Genomic DNA, 17,846 nt, shown 5'->3' with positions numbered 1-17,846 from the left:
CGCCGGACGGGCTGGATGTGGCCGGGACCGGCCCGAGTCGGGGTGGACTCGGGGAACGAGGTGGCGGAACCCTCGCTACGATGGGTTGTCCGGACCGGACACGGGTACCGGAACCGCTGAGGAGCGCTCTTGCCAGACGAGGTCCAGCCAATCTCCGCCGCGCAGCCCGACCCGGAGGCCGAGCAGCCGGCCGCGGCGGCCGCCGCCACGCCCACGCCGGCTCCGCCGGCCCCGCCGGTCAAGCCCGCGTCCGCGAAGTCGGCCGGATCCTCCAATCGGGTGCGCGCCCGGCTAGCCCGCCTCGGCGTGCAGCGTTCCAACCCGTACAACCCGGTCCTGGAACCGCTGCTCCGCATAGTCCGCAGCAACGACCCGAAGATCGAGACGGCCACGCTCCGGCAGATCGAGCAGGCGTACCAGGTCGCCGAGCGCTGGCACCGCGGCCAGAAGCGCAAGAGCGGTGACCCGTACATCACCCACCCGCTCGCGGTGACCACGATCCTCGCCGAGCTGGGCATGGACCCGGCCACGCTGATGGCGGGGCTGCTCCACGACACCGTGGAGGACACCGAGTACGGGCTGGAGGACCTGCGGCGCGACTTCGGCGACGCGGTGACCCTGCTCGTCGACGGGGTCACCAAGCTCGACCGGGTCAAGTTCGGCGAGGCCGCCCAGGCCGAGACCGTCCGCAAGATGGTCGTGGCCATGGCCAAGGACCCCCGGGTCCTCGTGATCAAGCTCGCCGACCGCCTGCACAACATGCGCACCATGCGCTACCTCAAGCGGGAGAAGCAGGAGAAGAAGGCCCGCGAGACCCTCGAGATCTACGCCCCGCTGGCGCACCGGCTGGGCATGAACACCATCAAGTGGGAGCTGGAGGACCTCGCCTTCGCGATCCTCTACCCCAAGATGTACGACGAGATCGTGCGGCTGGTGGCCGAAAGGGCACCCAAGCGGGACGAGTACCTGACCGTCGTCACCGACGAGGTGATGGCCGACCTGCGGGCCGCCCGCATCAAGGCCACCGTCACCGGACGCCCCAAGCACTACTACAGCGTCTACCAGAAGATGATCGTGCGCGGCCGCGACTTCGCCGAGATCTACGACCTGGTCGGCATCCGGGTCCTCGTCGACACCGTCCGGGACTGCTACGCCGCCCTCGGCACCGTGCACGCGCGATGGAACCCGGTCCCCGGCCGGTTCAAGGACTACATCGCGATGCCGAAGTTCAACATGTACCAGTCGCTCCACACGACGGTCATCGGCCCCAGCGGCAAGCCCGTCGAGCTGCAGATCCGCACCTTCGACATGCACCGCCGCGCCGAGTACGGCATCGCCGCGCACTGGAAGTACAAGCAGCAGACCGTCGCCGGCACCTCCAAGGTACGCACCGACGTACCGCAGGCGGCCAAGGGCAGCGCGGGCCACGACACCGTCAACGACATGGCCTGGCTGCGCCAGCTGCTGGACTGGCAGAAGGAGACCGAGGACCCGAGCGAGTTCCTCGACTCGCTGCGCTTCGACCTCTCGCGCAACGAGGTCTTCGTCTTCACGCCCAAGGGCGACGTCATCGCCCTGCCGGCCGGCGCCACCCCCGTGGACTTCGCCTACGCCGTCCACACCGAGGTCGGCCACCGGACCATAGGAGCGCGGGTCAACGGGCGGCTCGTACCGCTCGAATCGACCCTCGACAACGGGGACCTGGTCGAGGTCTTCACCTCCAAGGCCGAGGGCGCCGGACCCTCCCGCGACTGGCTGGGCTTCGTCAAGTCCCCGCGGGCCCGCAACAAGATCCGCGCCTGGTTCTCCAAGGAGCGCCGCGACGAGGCGATCGAGTCCGGCAAGGACGCCATCGCACGGGCCATGCGCAAGCAGAACCTGCCGATCCAGCGCATCCTGACCGGCGACTCCCTCGTCACCATCGCCCACGAGATGCGCTACCCCGACATCTCCTCGCTCTACGCGGCGATCGGCGAAGGCCACGTCACCGCGCAGAACGTCGTGCAGAAGCTGGTCCAGGCCCTCGGCGGCGAGGACGCGGCCAACGAGGACATCGAGGACACCATCCCGCCGGCCCGCGGCCGCAGCACGCGCCGCGGCAACGCGGACCCCGGCGTGGTGGTCAAGGGCGTCGAGGACGTGTGGGTCAAGCTGGCCCGCTGCTGCACCCCGGTGCCCGGCGACCCGATCGTCGGCTTCGTCACGCGCGGCAGCGGCGTATCGGTGCACCGCGCCGACTGCGTCAACGTGGACTCCCTCTCGCAGGAGCCCGAGCGGATGCTGGAGGTCGAGTGGGCGCCCACCCAGTCCTCCGTCTTCCTGGTCGCCATCCAGGTCGAGGCGCTGGACCGGTCCCGGCTGCTGTCGGACGTCACCCGGGTCCTGTCGGACCAGCACGTCAACATCCTGTCGGCGGCCGTGCAGACCTCCCGCGACCGGGTGGCCACCTCCCGGTTCACCTTCGAGATGGGCGACCCCAAGCACCTGGGCCACGTCCTGAAGGCCGTACGGGGCGTCGAGGGCGTCTACGACGTCTACCGCGTGACCTCGGCCCGCAGGCCGTAGCACCGCACATGTGAAAGGGCCCCGGTACGCAGTGCGTACCGGGGCCCTCTCACGTGCCGGGCGTCCGCGACATCAGCCGCCGAACTCCTCGAGACCCTTCAGCGCCTGGTCCAGCAGGGCCTGGCGGCCCTCCAGCTCCCGGGACAGCTTGTCGGCCTTGGAGTTGTTGCCCTGCGCGCGCGCCGCGTCGATCTGGCCGCGCAGCTTGTCGACCGCCGCCTGCAGCTGACCTGTCAGACCGGCCGCACGGGCCCGCGCCTCCGGGTTCGTACGGCGCCACTCGCCTTCCTCGGCCTCCTGGATGGCCCGCTCGACGGTGTGCATCCGGCCCTCGACCTTGGGACGCGCGTCCCGCGGTACGTGGCCGATGGCCTCCCAGCGCTCGTTCAGGGAACGGAACGCGGCACGGGCCGCCTTCAGGTCCGTGATCGGGACGAGCTTCTCGGCCTCGTCGGCCAGCTCCTCCTTCAGCTTCAGGTTCTCCACCTGCTCGGCGTCGCGCTCCGCGAACACCTCGCTGCGGGCCGCGAAGAACACGTCCTGGGCGCCGCGGAAACGGTTCCACAGGTCGTCCTCGGACTCGCGCTGCGCGCGGCCCGCGGCCTTCCAGTTCTCCATCAGCTCGCGGTAGCGCGCGGCCGTCGGACCCCAGTCGGTCGACTTCGACAGCGACTCGGCCTCCGCGACCAGCTTCTCCTTGACCTTGCGGGCGTCCTCGCGCTGCGCGTCGAGCGAGGCGAAGTGGGCCTTGCGGCGCTTGGAGAAGGCGGAGCGGGCGTGCGAGAAGCGGTGCCACAGCTCGTCGTCCGACTTGCGGTCGAGGCGGGGCAGACCCTTCCAGATGTCCACCAGGGCCCGCAGCCGCTCGCCGGCGCTGCGCCACTGGTCGCTCTGCGCCAGCTCCTCGGCCTCGGCCACCAGCGCGTCCTTGGCCGTACGGGCCTCGTCCGTCTGCTTGGCCTTCTGGACCTTGCGCTCCTCGCGGCGCGAGTCCACGGTCGACACCAGCTTGTCGAGCCGGACGCGCAGCGCGTCGAGGTCGCCGACGGCGTGGTGCTCGTCCACCTGCGTGCGCAGGTGCTCGATGGCCGTCTGGGCGTCCTTGGCGGCCAGATCGGTGGTCCGCACCCGTCGTTCGAGGAGGCCGATCTCGACCACCAGGCCCTCGTACTTGCGCTCGAAGTAGGCCAGGGCCTCCTCCGGGGTGCCGGCCTGCCACGAGCCGACGACCTTCTCGCCATCGGCAGTACGCACGTACACGGTGCCGGTCTCGTCGACTCGGCCCCACGGGTCGCTGCTCACAGCGCCTCCTCCACCTGATGCCTTGCGAGGGGTCAACCCCCTGGGCATCGTCCACAGTTTCCTGGGGCGGGCCGCGCCCGCCCTGCACAACGCCAACATAGGCGACCGCCGGGCCGGCTGTCCGCATCCAGCACGACGGAATATCGGCGTACCGACGTCCGAAGCGCCATCGCGGATGCAGTCCGGGCCCGGGGCGCCCGGTCCCGGTCAGTTCTGGGTGACGGTGCCCTTCTCGATGGTCACGGGGGTCTTGGGGGCGCCGTCCTGGCCGCCGTCGGCCACACCGGCCTTGGCCACCTCTTCGAGCACCTTCAGGCCGGCCGCGTCGATCTTGCCGAAGGGGGTGTACGAGGGAGCCAGCGGGCTGTCCTTGTAGACCAGGAAGAACTGGCTGCCGCCCGTGCCGGGGCCGGCGTTGGCCATCGCCACCGTGCCCGCCGGGTAGACGACCTGGCCCGTCGCGTTGGGCTTGCCCAGCCCGTCGAGGTTCTCGTCGGGGATGGTGTAGCCGGGGCCGCCCGAGCCGGTGCCCTGCGGGTCACCGCACTGCAGGACGAAGATGCCGCCCGTCGTCAGGCGGTGGCACTTGGTGTTGTCGAAGAACTTCTTGTCGGCGAGCGACTTGAACGAGTTGACCGTCTGCGGGGCCTTCGCCGCATCCATCTCGACCTTGATGTCGCCCGCGCTGGTCTTCAGGTCGAAGGTGTACTTCGCCTTGGCGTCGATCGCCATCGCCGGGGAAGGGGACTGCTGCGGGGTGGGCTGGGCCGAGGGGGACGCGGCCGGGTCGGCCGCCTCGTCCTTCTTGTCCTTGTCGAACACACCGCCGGCCACGAGGCCGACCAGCGCCGCCACGACCACGGCCACCGCCGCACCGATCACGGCGAGCCGCTTGCGCGACTTCTGCCGCGCTTCGGCACGCCGCTTCTGCTGGCGTTCGTACTTCTCCCTGGCGAGCTGGCGCCGCCGCTGATCGCTCGTGACCACCGGGTCGTCTCCTTGTGCGTGTCTGGTACCACTGTCCGGGCTGGGTTAGGCCGTACCGTATATGGGTTCGCTGTGTAATGAGCGGCGCCGGTAGGCTCTGAGCAGCAGCATTCCGATCTGCAAGCCTCCCGCCGGACGACGATTGAGGACGAACGTGCTGATTGCCGGATTCCCCGCCGGGGCCTGGGGGACCAACTGTTACGTGGTCGCCCCCGCCGCCGGTGAGGAGTGCGTCATCATCGACCCGGGCCACCAGGCCACCCAGGGTGTCGAAGAGACGTTGAAGAAGCATCGGCTCAAGCCCGTCGCGGTCGTCCTCACCCATGGCCACATCGATCATGTGGCCTCGGTGGTCCCTGTGTGCGGAGCACACGACGTACCGGCCTGGATCCACCCCGAGGACCGCTTCATGATGAGCGACCCGGAGAAGGCCCTCGGCCGCGCCCTCGGCGCCCAGCTGATGGGCGAGCTCACGGTGGGGGAGCCCTCCGACGTCAAGGAGCTTAACCACGGCGCGAAGCTCGCCCTGGCCGGCATGGAGCTCACCGTGTCGCACGCCCCCGGCCATACCAGGGGGTCGGTGACCTTCGGGACTCCCGCCGCGGCCGACATCCCGCCGCTGCTGTTCTCGGGTGACCTGCTCTTCGCCGGCTCCATCGGCCGTACCGACTTCCCCGGCGGCAGCCACGCCGACATGCTCGAATCGCTGGCCCGCGTGTGCCTGCCGCTCGACGATTCGACCGTGGTGCTGCCCGGACACAACGAGCACACGACCATTGGCCGTGAGCGAGCCACCAACCCGTACCTGCGGCAGGTGGCCGCCGGCCTGGGAGACGGTTTCACGTCTCCACGACGAGGAATGTGACGAGAGTTTCGTGAGTACTTTTCAGGCCCCCAAGGGCACGTACGACCTGCTGCCGCCCCGCTCGGCCACCTTCCTGGCGGTGCGCGAGGCGATCTCCGCGCCCCTGAAGAACTCCGGCTACGGGTACGTCGAGACCCCCGGCTTCGAGAACGTCGAGCTGTTCTCGCGCGGTGTCGGCGAGTCCACCGACATCGTCAGCAAGGAGATGTACACCCTCACCACGAAGGGCGGCGACCAGCTCGCGCTGCGCCCCGAGGGCACCGCCTCCGTGCTCCGCGCCGCCCTGCAGGGCAACCTGCACAAGCTCGGCGGCCTGCCCGTCAAGCTCTGGTACTCCGGCTCGTACTACCGCTACGAGCGCGCGCAGGCGGGCCGCTACCGCCACTTCTCCCAGGTCGGCGCCGAGGCCATCGGCGCCGAGGACCCGGCCCTGGACGCCGAGCTGATCATCCTGGCCGACCAGGCGTACCGCTCGCTGGGCCTGCGCAACTTCCGCATCCTGCTGAACTCGCTGGGCGACAAGGAGTGCCGCCCGGTGTACCGGGAGGCCCTCCAGGCCTTCCTGCGGGGGCTCGACCTGGACGCGGAGACCGTGCGCCGGGCCGAGATCAACCCGCTGCGCGTGCTCGACGACAAGCGGGCCGACGTGCAGAAGCAGCTCGTCGGAGCCCCGATGCTGCGCGACTACCTCTGCGACGGCTGCAAGGCGTACCACGAGGAGGTGCGGGCGCTGGTGACGGCGGCCGGCGTCGCCTTCGAGGACGACGAGAAGCTCGTGCGCGGCCTGGACTACTACACCCGCACCACCTTCGAGTTCGTCCACGACGGTCTCGGCTCGCAGTCGGCGGTGGGCGGCGGCGGCCGCTACGACGGCCTGTCCGAGATGATCGGCGGACCGGCGCTGCCCTCCGTGGGCTGGGCGCTGGGCGTCGACCGTACGGTGCTGGCGCTCGAAGCGGAGGGCGTCGAACTGGACATCCCGTCCGCGACCTCCGTCTTCGCGATCGCCCTGGGCGCGGCGAAGCCGGTGCTGTTCGGTCTGGTGACCGAGCTGCGGCGGGCCGGGGTGGCCGCGGACATCTCTTACGGGGGCAAGGGCCTCAAGGGTGCGATGAAGGACGCGAACCGGAGCGGGGCCCGCTTCGCGGTGGTCGCGGGGGACCGTGACCTCGAGGAGGGCGTGGTTCAGCTGAAGGACATGCAGTCCGGCGAGCAGACGCCGGTGGCACTGGCCGACGTGGTCGCCACGGTCCAGGCCCGCCTGGCCTGACGGTCACCCGCCGGTGGGGCGGGGTGGGGGGGGTCTCCCCGCCCCGCCCTTTCGCCGTTTCCCGGGGGCTCCGCCCCGGACCCCGATCCCGGGCGCTGCGCGCCCGGTGCGCTCAAACGCCGCGCCGGCTGAATTTGTCCGGCGGACAGGCTCCGCGCAGCGGACGCGGTCAGAGCAGCCCGTGCCGCATGGCCGTCGTCACCGCCGCGGTGCGGTCCGTGACCTCCAGTTTTCCGAAGATGCGCAGCATGTGCGTCTTGACCGTGGACTCCGCCACGAACAGGCGGCGGCCGATGTCGGCGTTGGTCGCGCCCTCCGCCACCAGGCGGAGCACCGCCACCTCGCGTTCCGAGAGCCGCGGCAGCGACGGACGGGTGCGGAGCCGGTCGACCAGCCGGCCCGCCACCGTCGGCGCGAGCACCGTCTCGCCGCGCACGGCCGCCCGGATCGCGGCCGCCAGGTCGGCCCGGGCCATGTCCTTCAGCAGGTAGCCCGCTGCCCCCGCCTCCACGGCCCGCAGGATGTCCCGGTCCTCCTCGTACGTGGTCAGCACCACCACCCGTACGGGCAGCCGGGCCGCCGTGATGCGGGCGATGGATTCGACCCCGTCGCCGCCCGGCATCCGCAGGTCCATCAGGATCAGGTCCAGGCCGCCCCCGGGGACCAGCCGCGCGGCCAGTGCCTCGGCCTGCGGGCCGTTCGAGGCCTCCGCGACGACCTCCAGGTCCGGTTCGGCGGCGAGCATGCCGCGCAGCCCCTCCCGTACCACCGGGTGGTCGTCGGCCAGCAGGATGCGGATCATCTCGTACGGCTCCTCAGCGGTTCAGCGCTTCAGCGGCTCAGCGGATCGGGAGGGTGACGGTGACGGTGGTGCCGGCCGAGGCGGCGCTGTCGACCGCCGCCGTGCCGCCCTCCTCGGCCGCGCGGGCGAGCAGGCCCCGCAGGCCGTAGCCCGGTGCGGGGGCCGCCGGGTCGAAGCCCCGGCCGGTGTCCCGGACCGTGAGGGTCAGCTCGGCGGCGCCGTAGGCGAGGGACACCGCGCAACGGGCCCGAGGTCCGGCGTGCTTGGCCGCGTTCGACAAGGACTCCTGGCAGGACCGCAGGGCCACCACCTCCAAGGCCGCGGCCAGCGGCCGGACCTCCCCGGTCACCGAGACCTCCGCCGGCGGATCCTGCCGGGCCGCGAGCCGCCGTACCGCGTCGGGCAGCGAACCGCCGTCGAGGTCCGCGGGCGCGCCGCCCGCCACCAGGGCGCGGGCCTCGGCCAGGTTCTGCCGGGCGGTGGCCTCCATCAGCTCCAAGTGGTGGCGGGCTCGCTCCGGATCGGTGTCCAGCTCCGACTGCACGGCTTGTACGAGCATCAGCAGACTGGTGAAGCCCTGGGCGAGGGTGTCGTGGATCTCGCGGGACATGCGTTCCCTTTCCGCGTGGGCGCCGCGTTCGGCGGAGAGCCGGGCCACCTCCTCCCGGCTGGCGTCGAGCTCCGCGATGAGGGAGGCCCGGTCCTCGCTCTGCTCGATGATCCGGACGGTCCAGGCACCGAAGAAAGCGGAGAAGGCGAAGGTGGCGAGCGCGCTGATCGCGCTCACGAAGAGGTGCGTCCCCTCCGGCCGCCACACCAGCGCCCAGCCGGCCACCGGCAGCAGCGACACCAGGCCCACCGCGCCGATCGCGCGCCGCAGGGGCAGCAGCATGAAGCACTGCGGGGCGAGGGCGAAGGTGATCAGCCGGGTCTCGCCGACTAGGGAGGCGGCGGGCAGGAAGAGGGCCAGCGCCACACCCAGGTAGCGGGCGGACGAGCGCGGTTCGGCGCCGGGCTCCCGCACCAGCAGGGGGCGTCCGGCGCGGAAGAACCAGGGGACGAGGAGGGCGAGCAGGCCCACGGCGAGGACCCGGTACGGCAGTGCGGGGAAGTCCGCGCCGAGCACGAAGACCGCGGTCGCGACCCACACGAGCGCGAAGTAGAGGATCCACGGCCCGAACGCGCGGTCCCAGACGTGGGACTCGCGCGCTCCGGCCGCCGTGGCGAAGGCGGTCAGCCGTCGCGCCGGCTCTTCCACTTGAAGGTCAGCAGGCACAGCACCAGCCCCCCGAGCACCCAGGCGCCCAGAACCAGGGCGACCCGCCCATACTCCCAGCCGCCGGCCTGTTCGAGAACGGCCGCCGACTCCGGCAGGAACACCCCGCGCAGCCCCTGGCACATCCACTTGAGCGGGAACAGCGCACCGATGTTCAGCAGCCAGTCCGGGATCTGGTGGACCGGGATGAACACGCCCGAGACGAACTGCAGGATCAGGAACGGCAGGACCACGACCGAGCTGGCGCTCTTGCCGGACTTGGGCAGGCTGCTGATGGCGATGCCGAGCAGGGCGCAGCCGGCCAGGCCCAGGACGAAGATCCAGGCGAAGGTCAGCCATTTCGAGGCGGACGTCGGCAGATCGAGGTCGAAGAGGGTGGAGCCGACCAGCAGCAGGATCGCGGTCTCGGCGAGACCGGTGGCCAGCACCATCCACACCTTGCCGAGGAAGTACGCCGCCGGCGGCATCGGGGTCCCGCGCAGCCGGCGCAGCACCTTCTCGTCGCGTTCGACGGCGATGGAGATGCCGAGGGACTGGAAGCTGGTGGACATGATGCCGGCGGCGACCATGCCGGCCGCGTACATCTGGGAGGCGGTGACCCCGGTGCCCTCCATGCCCTCGCTGAAGATCGAGGCGAAGAGCGCGAGGAAGACGATGGGGAAGGCGAAGGTGAAGATCACCGCGTCGCGCTGGCGGGCGAACTGCCTGATCTCCAGCGCCCCGCGGCTCAGACCGAGGGACCAGGCGCCGGGCAGCGCCCCGGCCCCGCCCGTGCCCGTACGCGTGCCCGCGCCCTTGCCCGTACCGATTTCCGTGCTCATCGGGACTCCTCCTGCCGCGTCGTGTCCGGGTCGAGCCGGCCCGTGAGGCGCAGGTACACGTCCTCCAGGGTGGGACGGGTGATCCTCAGGTCCGGGACCTCCCCGTCGAAGCGGGCCGCCAGTTCGGCGACCGTACGGGTGGGCGTCTCGGTGGAGGCGCTGCGCGGGCTGCCGTCCCGGTCGGTCCACTCGACGGTGGCGCCCGTTCCGAGGCGGGCGCGCAGCGCGGCCGGCTCGCCCTCGGCCACGACCTTGCCGCCGGCGATGACCGCGAGCCGGTCGGCGAGGGCCTCGGCCTCCTCCAGGTAGTGGGTGGTGAGCACGATGGTGGTGCCCGATTCGGACAGCAGCCGGATCAGGTCCCAGAACTGCCGCCGGGCCACCGGGTCGAAGCCGGTCGTGGGCTCGTCCAGGAGCAGCAGTTCGGGGTCGCCGATCACCCCGAGCGCCACGTCGAGGCGGCGCCGCTGCCCGCCGGAGAGGCTCTTGATCCGGTGGCCGCGCTTGTCCTGAAGGCCGACCAGGGCGATCACCTCGGCGGGATCGCGCGGGGCCGGGTAGTAGCGGGCGAAATGCTCGACCGTCTCCCGGACCGTCAGTTCGGCGGGCGCCGACTCGTCCTGCCAGACGATGCCGACGCGCGAGCGCCAGGCCCGGCCGGCCGTCGCGGGGTCCGCGCCGAGGACGAGCACCTCGCCGCCGTCCCGCTCCCGGTGCCCCTGGAGTATTTCCACCGTGGTGCTCTTGCCGGCGCCGTTGGGCCCCAGCAGGCCGAAGACCTCGCCCCGCCGGATCGTCAGGTCCAGTCCGTCCACCGCGGTGACTTCGCCGTACTGCTTGCGGAGCCCCCGTACTTCCACCGCGTTCTGTGTCATGGCTCTTATGGTGGGGCGGAAGCCCTGCCACCGGTCCCCCCGTGCGTACCTCCCGCTGTCCGTCGATCGGTGGACAGCACGGTCGGGTACGGCACAATGGCCGGTGCTTGTTGACCTTGCAGATGTGGAGCGGGCCGGATGACGACACGAGGGACCGATACGGACACCGCCGGGACGCGGACGGCCGTCGGCGGCAGCCGGGCGCTCGCCCTGCTGCTGGTGATCACGGGGGCCGCGGGGCTGCTCGCCGCGTGGGTCATCACGATCGACAAGTTCAAGCTGCTGGAGGACCCGGACTTCGTCCCGGGCTGCAGCCTCAACCCGATCGTCTCCTGCGGCAACATCATGAAGAGCGACCAGGCGGCCGTGTTCGGCTTCCCGAACCCGATGCTGGGGCTCGTCGCCTACGGCATCGTCGTCTGCGTCGGCATGAGCCTGCTGGCACGGGCGCGCTTCCCGCGCTGGTACTGGCTCACCCTGAACGCCGGGATGCTCTTCGGCATCGGCTTCTGCACCTGGCTGATGTACCAGTCGCTGTACAACATCAACTCCCTGTGCCTGTGGTGCTGCCTGGCCTGGGTCGCCACCATCGTCATGTTCTGGTACGTCACCGCGCACAACGTCCGCCACCGGCTGCTGCCGGCCCCCGGCTGGCTGCGCGCCTTCTTCGACGAGTTCACCTGGGTGCTGCCCGTCCTGCACATCGGGATCATCGGCATGCTGATCCTGACGCGCTGGTGGGACTTCTGGACCTCCTGACCCCGGGAGGCCGGGCGGGCGGGAGTGTCGGTGGCCTCGCATAGGCTTCCGGTGTGGAACCAGACCTCTTCACCGCAGCCGCCGAAGACCGCCAGGCGAAGGACCCCTCCAGTTCTCCGCTCGCCGTCCGGATGCGCCCGCGCACCCTGGACGAGGTCGTCGGTCAGCAGCACTTGCTGAAGCCCGGCTCCCCGCTGCGGCGGCTCGTCGGTGACGGGGCGGGCGGTCCCGCCGGTGCCTCCTCGGTGATCCTCTGGGGCCCGCCCGGCATCGGGAAGACCACCCTCGCGTACGTGGTGAGCCAGGCGACGAAGAAGCGGTTCGTCGAGCTGTCCGCGATCACCGCCGGCGTGAAGGAAGTACGGGCCGTCATCGAGGGCGCCAAGCGGGCGGCCGGCGGATACGGCAAGGACACCGTCCTCTTCCTCGACGAGATCCACCGCTTCAGCAAGGCGCAGCAGGACTCGCTGCTGCCCGCCGTGGAGAACCGCTGGGTCACGCTGATCGCCGCAACCACGGAGAACCCGTACTTCTCGATCATCTCCCCGCTGCTGTCGCGGTCGCTGCTGCTGACGCTGGAACCGCTGACGGACGAGGACCTGAGCGCCCTGATGCACCGGGCGCTGACGGAGGAGCGCGGCCTGGGCGGCGCGGTCACCCTGCCGCCGGACGCGGAGGCGCACCTGCTGCGGATCGCCGGCGGCGACGCGCGGCGCGCGCTGACGGCCCTGGAGGCGGGCGCGGGCTCGGCGATCGCCAAGGGCGAGCCGGAGATCAGCCTCCAGACGGTGGAGGAGGCCGTCGACCGGGCCGCGGTGAAGTACGACCGGGACGGCGACCAGCACTACGACGTGGCGAGTGCGCTGATCAAGTCGATCCGGGGCTCGGACGTGGACGCGGCGCTGCACTATCTGGCCCGCATGATCGAAGCGGGGGAGGACCCCCGGTTCATCGCGCGCCGGCTGATGATCTCGGCGAGCGAGGACATCGGGCTGGCCGACCCGACGGCCCTGCCGCTCGCGGTGGCGGCCGCCCAGGCGGTGGCGATGATCGGCTTCCCGGAGGCCTCGCTGACGCTGTCGCACGTGACGATCGCGCTGGCGCTGGCCCCCAAGTCGAACACCGCGACGACGGCGATCGGCGCGGCGCTGGCCGATGTCCGGGCGGGGCTGGCGGGGTCCGTGCCGGCGCACTTGCGTGACGGGCACTACAAGGGGGCGGCGAAGCTGGGGCACGCCGTGGGGTACGTGTACCCGCACGACGTGCCCGGTGCGATTGCCGCGCAGCAGTACGCGCCGGATGCGGTGCACGGCAAGCGGTACTACGAACCGACCCGGTACGGGGCCGAAGCCCGCTACGCGGACGTGGTGGAGAAGGTCCGCGAGCGGCTCCGGGGCGCCGGGTCGTAACCTGCGGCGCCGTTCCCGGGGACCAGCCCGCGGACCCCCGCTCCTCAAACGCCGGAGGGGCTGGATTCGTCTCCGGCGGCGCCTCAAACGTCGGCGGGCCCCGCCCAGCGGCGTCGTGTCGGCCTCGCGGGGCGGGGAGGCCGGGCCTAGGCTCCGTCGCATGGGACGTCCCGCTCCGCTCATTGCCGTCGCAGCCGCGCTGCTGCTCGGCGGGTGTCATCACGGGGACGGCGAGACCGCTCACGCCAGCGCCGCCGCGCTCCTCGCCCAGGTCCCCCTCGCGAGCCCCGGGTTCCCGCCCACCGCGGCGACCGCCAAGACCCAGCTGAGCAAGCTCAAGGTCGAGTGGGGCAAGAACTGGGAAACGTACAAGCGCGAGAACTTCGGCAGGTACTGGTCCGACGAGACCGACGCCATCGGCGGCCGCAACGGGTGCGACACCCGCGACGACGTCCTGCGCAGGGACCTGCGGGAGCTCCGCGAGGGCGACAGGAACCCCTGCGTCGTGCTGTCCGGAGTGCTGAAGGACCCGTACACGGGCAAGGAGCTCCCCTACACCTACCGCCGCGCCTCGCAGATCCAGACCGACCACGTCGTCGCCCTCGGCGCCGCCTGGCGCGGGGGCGCGTACGCCTGGACCCCGCAGCGGCGCCTGGAGTACGCCAACGACCTGGACGTGCTGCTCGCCGTGGACAAGCAGACGAACTACGACAAGAGCAGCAAGACCGCGGACAAGTGGAAGCCGCCCCAGAAGGGCTACTGGTGCGAGTACGCGCGCCGGTACACCGGGATCAAGGCGAAGTACGCGCTCTCCGTGACCCCGCCGGAGAAGCAGGCGCTGCAAGAGATGCTCGGTACCTGTCCGGCCTAGGCTTCAGCCGGAGAACAGCGTGCTCATCGCCCGGCGCAGGCCGCAGACGTCGGTCACCGGCTCCGGGAAGTCGAACCGGGCGTCGAAGGCGGTGGCGCCGCGGATGAAGCGCACCCGCAGGCCCAGCCGGTCCAGCGCGAGGGGGACCGCCGTCAGGTCCGCCGCCTCCCGGGTGCCCAACAGGCCGCACAGGTCACCCATCCGGTCGCCGTGCGAGGAGGCCAGGTGCTGGAGGAGCTCCGTCTCGTGGGCGACCATCGGGTCGGGCTCGGCCCCGGCCAGCAGGTCCGGGTCCACGTGCTCGGCGCCCCACAGGTCGTCCACTGAGATCTCGCCGACCTCCAGGCGCAGCAGCATCCACGCGGGCCGGCCGCCGGGCTGGGCGTCGAGCGACTCGGACAGTCCGAGGAGCTCGCCGACCGGGTGCCGCTCGGCCAGCAGCGCCGCGCAGGCCGCCCGTTCAGCGGCTCCGCGCACCGGCGTGAGCCACCCGGCGAGCCAGGCGCGGCCTCGGATACGATGGGGCACGGACACCGGCGCCACATCCGTGATCTCGATCACGGCGGTGAGGTCGTCGTCCTGGGCGTGAGCGGCTGCTCTGGCAGCCGCGGATTCCCCTGACACCAGGAGAATCACGTCCCCGTCCGGGGTGACGGTCCTTGCGGCCGGCATCCCTGTCCCGAGCTCCTCCCGGTCATAAGCACCCGGGAGCGTGAGGGATACTGAGGCGTTGGACTCTACGAGGGTTCGTACGCGTTCGGCTCCGGTGAGCTGCCGAACGCCTTCCCTGGGACGCGGCTGACCTTGCCTATCGTCGCCGAAAGCAGATCCTGTTTCGTTTGGATCTGAACTTCGGTGCGCACTGGGCAGGGGGATCCCATGTGGTCGAGACATTACGTCCTCCTCGCTAAGGTAAGCCTCACCTAACTTACATGGAGGTAGGTTCCACGTGAACCAGAAGCGACCCAAGGTCAAGAAGTCGCGTGCCCTCGGCATTGCGCTGACCCCGAAGGCCGTCAAGTACTTCGAGGCCCGCCCCTACCCGCCGGGCGAGCACGGCCGTGGCCGCAAGCAGAACTCGGACTACAAGGTTCGTCTGCTGGAGAAGCAGCGTCTGCGCGCTCAGTACGACATCTCTGAGCGTCAGATGGCCCGCGCGTACGACCGCGCCAAGAAGGCCGAAGGCAAGACGGGCGAGGCGCTGGTCGTCGAGCTCGAGCGTCGCCTCGACGCCCTGGTCCTGCGTTCGGGCATCGCCCGCACCATCTACCAGGCTCGCCAGATGGTCGTTCACGGCCACATCGAGGTCAACGGCGACAAGGTCGACAAGCCGTCGTTCCGCGTCCGTCCGGACGACGTCATCACGGTGCGCGAGCGCAGCCGCGAGAAGGTTCCGTTCCAGGTTGCCCGTGAGGGTGGCTACGCAGGCGAGGGCGAAACCCCGCGTTACCTGCAGGTCAACCTGAAGGCCCTGGCCTTCCGCCTGGACCGCGACCCGAACCGCAAGGAAATCCCGGTCATCTGCGACGAGCAGCTCGTCGTCGAGTACTACGCCCGCTGATCGAGCAACACCAGCGGACGTAGCCTCACAGGCTGGTTCAGCCCGCCGGTTCCCCTTCGGGGGAGCCGGCGGGTTTCCTGCTTTTCGCCCCCGGGTGCGCCAGCGGTCGCTCGGTCCGCTCGGCCCGCTCCGCGACCCCGCGCGGCCTCGGCAGCGGACCCGCCGCCACGGGCGCCGGCTCCGGTCCGCGCAGGGCCCGCTCCACGAGGGCGTCCAGCGGCAGGGTCCGGCCGTGCCGGGCGCAGGAGGCGTACCGCTCGGCGCCCAGCAGCTCGCCCGCACGCTCCTGGCACATCAGCCGCGGGGCGTTGAAGTACCCCGAGCCGAACAGCCGCATCCCGACCCCGTCCCACAGGGGCTCCGCCGCGCCCTGCAGGACCGCGGCCTCCGCCGGATGCCCCTCGGCCACCGTGACCAGCGCCAGCAGTTCCACCGCCAGCACCAGCCCCACCAGATCGCGGAACGCGTGGTTGATGGCCACGCACTCGGTCAGCAGCCGCCGCGCCTCGGCCGTGCCCCCGGCGTCCAGCGCCGCGTACGCCAGGACGTACAGGGCGTACGCCTTGGTCCAGCGCTCCCCGCGCTCCTCGCAGATGTCCCGGACCTCCCGGCACAGGGAGAGCGCGCCCGCGAGCTCCCCCTGGAAGGCCAGCGTCATCGCCAGCTCCACCTGGCACATCAGCACGTTGCTGTTGAGCTCCCCGGCCTCCCGGTAGCGCTCCAGCGCCGAGCCCAGCAGCTCCCCGGCCCGTCCCATGTCGTCCGAGACCAGTGCGAGGCAGCCCATCCGGTGCACGGCGTACGCCCCCGCCACTGGGTTCTCGCTCCGCGCGGCCCCGTCCCGGCACTCGTACAGCGCGCTCATCGAGGCCACCGAGTCGCCCTGCAGGGCCGCGACGTACCCGAGCACCCACAGCGCCTTCAGCCGGGAGCTCTCGTACTCCGCCCCGGCCAGCCCGAGATCCCCCTCCAGGGTCCGGTCCAGCCAGTGCCGCCCCTCGGTGAGCCGGCCGCAGCCCGCCCAGTAGAACCAGAGGGTGCCCGCCAGGTACTGGCCCAGGTGGATCTCCTCCGGCTCGTCCAGGCAGCACTCCAGGGCGAGCCGCAGGTTCGGCAGCTCCGCCTCCACCAGCGCGGCCACCTCCTCCTGGCGCGGGCTGAACCAGTCCAGCTCGCACCAGGTCGCCAGGCCCATGTACCAGTCCCGGTGCCGGCGCCGCAGCCGCCGGGCGTCGCCCAGCGACTCCAGCCAGCCCGCCCCGTAGATCCGTACGCTCTCCAGCATCCGGTAGCGGACCCCGGCCGCCGTGTCCTCCCGGACCAGCAGGGACTGCCCCAGCAGCTCCCCGATCAGGTCCAGCACCGAATCCACCGGCAGGTCGGGCCCCGCGCACACGTACTCGGCGGCGTCCAGGTCGAACTGCCCGGCGAACACCGAGAGCCGCGCCCACAGCAGCCGCTCCCCGGACGTGCACAGCTCGTGGCTCCAGCCGATCGCCGTGCGCAGCGCCCGGTGCCGGGGCAGCGCCCCGCGCGAGCCGCCCGTCAGCAGGGCGAAGCGGTCCTCCAGCCGGGACAGCACCTGCGCAGGCGACAGCGTGCGCAGGCGGCCGGCCGCCAGCTCCAGCGCCAGCGGCAGGCCGTCGAGGCGGGCGCACAGCTCGGCCAGCACCGCCCGGTTGGACTCCGTCAGGGTGAAGGCCGGATCGGCCGCCGAGGTCCGCTCGATCAGCAGGGCCAGGGCCTCCTCCGGGCCCAGCGGGGCCAGCGGCCAGGACAACTCCCCGTCGAGGGTCAGCGGGCGCCGGCCGGCGGCGAGCACGCGCAGGCCGGGGGAGCGGCGCAGGAGGTCCCGTACCAGGTCGGCGGTCTCGTCGACCAGCTGCTCGAAACCGTCCAGGACCAGCAGCAGCCGCCGCTCGGCCAGGTGCTCGGCGAGGACCGTACGGAGCGGCCGCGTGGTGTGGTCGGTCAGCCCGAGCGCCTCGGCGAGCGTCAGCTCCAGCAGCGCCGGATCCCGTACGGAGGCCAGCTCGGCCAGCCACACACCGTCGCAGTAGCGTTCCTGCGCCGGATCGGAGGAACCGCCCACCCCGGCGGGACGGACGGGAGCGTCCGCCGCGTCGGCGGCCGCCCTGGCCGCCGCCAGCACCAGGCGGGTCTTGCCCACGCCGCCCGCGCCGGTCACCGTGACCAGCCGCGAGACGTCCAGCAGGCGCCCCAGCTCGGCAAGTTCCCCACCCCGCCCGACAAAGCCGCTCAGGTCCGAGGGAAGGTTGCCCGGCGTCCTTCGAGGAATGGGTCTTTGTCGCATGGGACACGGAGCGTACTGGTCCGCATGCGCTGCGTACAAGGCGGGTCCGTTCCGGACGCCCGGCGGGGGTGGCGCCCCGGAATTCCGGTACTGCGGCGGATCTCCGGCGCGATAGGGTCGGAGGACGACTTTTTCGCTTGGTGATCAATCTGTAGAGAGCGGTGTGAAC

15 protein-coding genes are annotated in these 17,846 nt (G+C 71.5%); 7 read left to right on the top strand and 8 right to left on the bottom strand.

The features are described from left to right. Positions 1–129 precede the first annotated feature (129 nt). Positions 130–2,565: a RelA/SpoT family protein gene (locus OG435_RS10425; protein WP_266876535.1), complete on the top strand. Its 2,436-nt coding sequence runs from the start codon at positions 130–132 to the stop codon at positions 2,563–2,565. 72 nt (positions 2,566–2,637) lie between these two features. Here OG435_RS10425 and OG435_RS10420 read toward each other — a convergent pair whose 3' ends face one another. Together OG435_RS10420 and OG435_RS10415 are read right to left on the bottom strand one after the other, a co-directional pair. After that, positions 2,638–3,867, bottom strand: a complete 1,230-nt coding sequence (locus OG435_RS10420; protein ID WP_266876534.1) for a DUF349 domain-containing protein — start codon at positions 3,865–3,867, stop codon at positions 2,638–2,640. A gap of 207 nt (positions 3,868–4,074) precedes the next feature. Then, positions 4,075–4,854, bottom strand: coding sequence for a peptidylprolyl isomerase (locus OG435_RS10415; RefSeq protein ID WP_266876533.1), 780 nt, complete (start codon positions 4,852–4,854; stop codon positions 4,075–4,077). 154 nt (positions 4,855–5,008) lie between these two features. On the opposite strand from OG435_RS10415, the gene OG435_RS10410 reads away from it, so the two are divergent. Then, on the top strand, positions 5,009–5,719 hold the full coding sequence (locus OG435_RS10410) for an MBL fold metallo-hydrolase (protein WP_266876532.1): 711 nt from the start codon (positions 5,009–5,011) through the stop codon (positions 5,717–5,719). 10 nt (positions 5,720–5,729) lie between these two features. Beyond that, positions 5,730–6,989: a histidine--tRNA ligase gene (hisS, locus tag OG435_RS10405; RefSeq protein WP_266876531.1), complete on the top strand. Its 1,260-nt coding sequence runs from the start codon at positions 5,730–5,732 to the stop codon at positions 6,987–6,989. A 169-nt stretch (positions 6,990–7,158) separates the two neighbouring features. Here the strand turns inward: hisS and OG435_RS10400 are convergent, their stop codons facing one another. Genes OG435_RS10400 through OG435_RS10385 form a run of 4 tightly spaced genes read right to left on the bottom strand, consistent with a single transcriptional unit; the run spans position 7,159 to position 10,763 of the window. Continuing rightward, a complete protein-coding gene (locus OG435_RS10400; protein ID WP_266876530.1) occupies positions 7,159–7,791 on the bottom strand; it encodes a response regulator in 633 nt (210 codons plus the stop codon). A gap of 37 nt (positions 7,792–7,828) precedes the next feature. After that, complete coding sequence (locus tag OG435_RS10395) at positions 7,829–9,067, bottom strand: sensor histidine kinase (RefSeq protein ID WP_266876529.1); 1,239 nt, start codon at positions 9,065–9,067, stop codon at positions 7,829–7,831. Continuing rightward, positions 9,025–9,888 carry an ABC transporter permease gene (locus OG435_RS10390; RefSeq protein ID WP_266876528.1) on the bottom strand — a complete coding sequence of 288 codons (864 nt, stop codon included), beginning with the start codon at positions 9,886–9,888 and terminating at the stop codon, positions 9,025–9,027. Before OG435_RS10390 ends, OG435_RS10395 begins: the two co-directional genes overlap by 43 nt. Next, positions 9,885–10,763 (bottom strand): ABC transporter ATP-binding protein, encoded by an 879-nt coding sequence (locus OG435_RS10385; protein ID WP_266876527.1) that lies wholly within the window; start codon positions 10,761–10,763, stop codon positions 9,885–9,887. Before OG435_RS10385 ends, OG435_RS10390 begins: the two co-directional genes overlap by 4 nt. Before the next feature lie 138 nt (positions 10,764–10,901). On the opposite strand from OG435_RS10385, the gene OG435_RS10380 reads away from it, so the two are divergent. From OG435_RS10380 to OG435_RS10370, 3 genes are all read left to right on the top strand, one after another. Next, positions 10,902–11,522: a vitamin K epoxide reductase family protein gene (locus tag OG435_RS10380; RefSeq protein ID WP_266876526.1), complete on the top strand. Its 621-nt coding sequence runs from the start codon at positions 10,902–10,904 to the stop codon at positions 11,520–11,522. Between the two features lie 53 nt (positions 11,523–11,575). Continuing rightward, positions 11,576–12,931 (top strand): replication-associated recombination protein A, encoded by a 1,356-nt coding sequence (locus OG435_RS10375; protein ID WP_254384898.1) that lies wholly within the window; start codon positions 11,576–11,578, stop codon positions 12,929–12,931. A gap of 160 nt (positions 12,932–13,091) precedes the next feature. Then, a complete protein-coding gene (locus OG435_RS10370) occupies positions 13,092–13,802 on the top strand; it encodes an HNH endonuclease family protein (RefSeq protein WP_266876525.1) in 711 nt (236 codons plus the stop codon). A 3-nt stretch (positions 13,803–13,805) separates the two neighbouring features. Here the strand turns inward: OG435_RS10370 and OG435_RS10365 are convergent, their stop codons facing one another. After that, entirely contained in the window at positions 13,806–14,696 is an 891-nt protein-coding gene (locus OG435_RS10365) for a DUF2470 domain-containing protein (RefSeq protein WP_430625605.1), read from the bottom strand. A 55-nt stretch (positions 14,697–14,751) separates the two neighbouring features. Between OG435_RS10365 and rpsD the strand changes: the two genes are divergently transcribed. Next, a complete protein-coding gene (gene rpsD, locus OG435_RS10360) occupies positions 14,752–15,363 on the top strand; it encodes a 30S ribosomal protein S4 (protein ID WP_008740451.1) in 612 nt (203 codons plus the stop codon). A 37-nt stretch (positions 15,364–15,400) separates the two neighbouring features. Here the strand turns inward: rpsD and OG435_RS10355 are convergent, their stop codons facing one another. Further along, entirely contained in the window at positions 15,401–17,677 is a 2,277-nt protein-coding gene (locus OG435_RS10355; RefSeq protein WP_266876523.1) for an ATP-binding protein, read from the bottom strand. Positions 17,678–17,846 lie beyond the last annotated feature (169 nt).

The organism is Streptomyces sp. NBC_01264, assembly GCF_026340675.1.
In the GTDB taxonomy this organism is placed as follows: Bacteria; Actinomycetota; Actinomycetes; order Streptomycetales; family Streptomycetaceae; genus Streptomyces.
The sequence above is the reverse complement of the archived record's forward strand: the minus strand, read 5'-3'. Positions and strand labels throughout refer to the sequence as shown.